The following is a 3,309-nucleotide window of genomic DNA, read 5'->3' on the forward strand; positions in this document are numbered from 1 at the left end:
GTGCTGGGCGAACCGCAAATTCTGGGCCAGATGAAAGACGCCGTGCGCGCCGCCGAAGACGCAGGCGCCATGGGCACCACCCTGCACCAGCTCTTTCAGCGCTCCTTTGCCGTGGCCAAGGAAGTGCGCAGCAGCACCGAAATCGGCGCGCACAGCATCAGCATGGCAGCGGCCAGCGTGCGGCTGGCCGGCCAGCTGTTTGAAGATTTGAGCGACATCAAAGTGCTGTTTGTCGGCGCCGGCGAGATGATCGACCTGGCGGCCACCCACTTTGCCGCCAAAAACCCCAAAGCCATGGCAATCGCCAACCGCACGCTGGAGCGCGGCGAGAAGCTGGCCGGCCGCTTCGGCGCCGAGGTGATGCGCCTGGCCGATTTGCCCAGCCGCCTGCATGAGTTCGACGCCGTGATCAGCTGCACCGCCAGCACGCTGYCCATCATCGGCCTGGGCGCGGTCGAGCGCGCCGTCAAGCTGCGCAAACATCGCCCGATGTTCATGGTCGACCTGGCCGTGCCGCGCGACATCGAACCCGAAGTCAAGGCSCTGCCCGACATCTACCTCTACACGGTGGACGACCTGGCSCACGTGGTGCAGACCGGCAAGGACARCCGCAAGGCCGCCGTGGCSCAGGCCGAGGTCATCATCGACGCCRGTGTGCAGAACTTCATGCACTGGCTGGGCCAGCGCCGCAGCGTGCCGCTGATCCAGCAGCTCAATGCGCAGACCGACGAGTGGCGCGCTGCCGAAATCGTGCGAGCAAAAAAGCTGCTGGCCCGGGGCGAGCCCATCGACACGGTGCTGGACGCACTGACCCGCGGCCTCACCCAGAAAATGCTGCACGGCGCGCTGGCCGAGCTGCATGCGGGCGACGCCAACAGCCGCGAAGCCACGGCACAGACCGTATCCAGGCTGTTTTTGCGCGGCCAGCTGCCCAAAATCCAGTCCGACGACAAAGAGCGTTAGCGGCCGCCAACGCACTGACTTCCTGTGCCGGCGCAAGCCGGTGGCTCCGCTGGCGGAGCGTCGTTGTTGACGGCCTTCTGGCCCCCTTTTTCCAGTCCTCCATTTCCATGAAACCTTTTCTTCGCCAAACCCTGGACCGCCAGCTGCTGCGGCTGCACGAGCTGGACGCATTGCTGTCTGCCAGCGACGTGGTCAGCGACCTGGACCGCTTCCGTTCGCTGACCCGGGAGCACGCCGAAGCCAGCGTGATCGCCGACCAGTACTTGCGGCTCACCAGTCGCGAGGCCGACCTCAGCAGTGCTGAAGGCATGCTGGCTGAAGCCAAAGATGACCCGGAAATGGCTGCGATGGCGGAGGAAGAAATCGCCGCGGCCAAAGCCGATATCGCGCAGATCGACGAGGCCCTGCAGCTGATGCTGATTCCGAAGGACCCGGACGACGCGCGCGCGGCTTTCATCGAAATCCGGGCCGGCACCGGGGGGGATGAATCGGCGCTGTTTGCAGGTGACCTGTTCCGCATGTACACCCGCTTTGCCGAACGCAACCGCTGGCAAGTGGAAATCATCAGTGAATCCTCCAGCGAACTGGGTGGCTACAAGGAAGTCGTGCTGCGCATTGACGGCGCCACGGATTCCCTGGGCGTCGGCGTGTATGGCAAGCTGCGCTTTGAGTCGGGCGGTCACCGTGTGCAGCGCGTTCCCGCCACTGAAACGCAAGGCCGCATCCATACCAGCGCCTGCACGGTGGCCGTGATGCCGGAGCCCGACGAAGCCGTGGCCATCCAGATCAACCCAGCCGACCTGCGCATCGATACCTACCGCGCCAGCGGCGCCGGCGGCCAGCACATCAACAAGACGGATTCGGCCGTGCGCATCACGCACATCCCGACCGGTATCGTCGCGGAATGCCAGGAAGGGCGAAGCCAGCACAGCAATAAGGCCCAGGCGCTCAAGGTACTCACCGCACGCATCCACGAAAAAGACCGCTCCGAGCGCGCCGCCAAGGACGCAGCCCTGCGCAAGGGGCTGGTGGGCACGGGCGACCGCAGCGACCGCATCCGCACCTACAACTTCCCGCAGGGGCGGCTGACCGACCACCGCATCAACCTGACGCTGTACAAGCTCCTGGCCATCATGGAAGGCGACCTGGGCGATGTGGTCACGGCCCTGCAGGTGGCGCGCGGCGCCGAGCTGCTGGCGGAGCTCGAGACCGCCAACAATGGCGCCTGAACATCAGAAGTTGAATAACAAAAAAGGCCTCTAGCCCAATCAGGATGTGCGCAAGCAGCTACTATTTTCATAGCACTTCAAGGAGGTTCAGTTGAGCGGACTTACCTGCGCGCAAGCCCTGGCTGCCGCTCAGGCATTGGGGCTGGACCGCCTGGATGCCCAGTTGTTATTGCTGCATGCGCTGGGCAAACCGGAGCATGCCCGCGCCTGGCTGCTGGCCCACGATAYGGACGAACTGGCAGAAGATGTCGCGCAGCGTTTCCAGGCGCTGTGCCTGCGCCGCGCCAGCGGAGAACCGCTGGCTTACATCGTAGGCAGCAAGGAGTTTTTCGGCCTGACGCTTCAGGTGGATGCCCGTGTGCTGGTGCCGCGCCCCGACACCGAAACGCTGGTGAGCTGGGCGCTTGAGCTGCTGCAGGCCCCCGGCACGCCGCCAGAGCCGGGAATTCTGGACCTTGGCACCGGCAGCGGGGCCATTGCCCTGGCCATTGCCCACAGCCTGCAGACAACCGGCCGTCAGGGCCGCGTGACAGCCGTAGATGTGAGTGCATACTCACTCGATGTCGCCAGAGGCAATGCGGCCCGCCTGAACCTGGATATCGATTTCATTCAAAGTCACTGGCTGCGGGAAGTCAGCGGGCACCTTCACCTGATCGTGAGCAACCCGCCCTACATTGCCAGCGCTGACCCACATCTGGCTGCCCTGGTTCACGAGCCCCTGGCAGCCTTGACCGCCGGCCCGGACGGGCTGGAGGACATCCGGGAGATCACCCGGGAGGCGCCCGCCAGCCTGCTGCCAGGCGGCTGGCTGCTGCTGGAGCATGGCTACGACCAGGCTGAAGCCGCGCGGTCACTGCTGGCGCAGGAGGGCTTTGTACAGGTTCAGAGCCGGCGGGACCTGGCGGGCATTGAACGCTGCTCTGGCGGGCTGTGGCCGGGCGAACGATGAATCCACACGGGAAATCAAACGGCAGGATAATCGGCAGGTTGAATTCTGGTTTCCAGATTCCATGTGTTTGAAACAGCCTCGCCGAAGCGCATTTTTCGGCCCGGCACGGGCGCTTCGGCCCACACCCCAAAAGGATTCACCATGAGCACTACAGACCCTACCCAGCAA

At 64.6% G+C, this 3,309-nt stretch carries 3 protein-coding genes; all 3 read left to right on the plus strand.

What is annotated here, in order from left to right:
* Positions 1 to 963 (plus strand): glutamyl-tRNA reductase (gene hemA / locus AC1D1X_RS19080; RefSeq protein ID WP_477698901.1); only part of this gene is annotated, 963 nt, incomplete at its 5' end.
* 107 nt (positions 964 to 1,070) lie between these two features.
* Entirely contained in the window at positions 1,071 to 2,192 is a 1,122-nt protein-coding gene (gene prfA, locus AC1D1X_RS19085; RefSeq protein WP_477669830.1) for a peptide chain release factor 1, read from the plus strand.
* 91 nt (positions 2,193 to 2,283) lie between these two features.
* Positions 2,284 to 3,141 carry a peptide chain release factor N(5)-glutamine methyltransferase gene (gene prmC / locus AC1D1X_RS19090; protein WP_477698902.1) on the plus strand — a complete coding sequence of 286 codons (858 nt, stop codon included), beginning with the start codon at positions 2,284 to 2,286 and terminating at the stop codon, positions 3,139 to 3,141.
* Positions 3,142 to 3,309 lie beyond the last annotated feature (168 nt).

The sequence above is a fragment of the Polaromonas sp. P1_G4 genome, assembly GCF_056405475.1.

What these genes read in the sequence shown, in the direction of transcription:
- prfA (WP_477669830.1), top strand. Translation starts at nt 1,071, where the DNA reads ATGAAACCTTTTCTTCGCCAAACCCTGGACCGCCAGCTGCTGCGGCTG.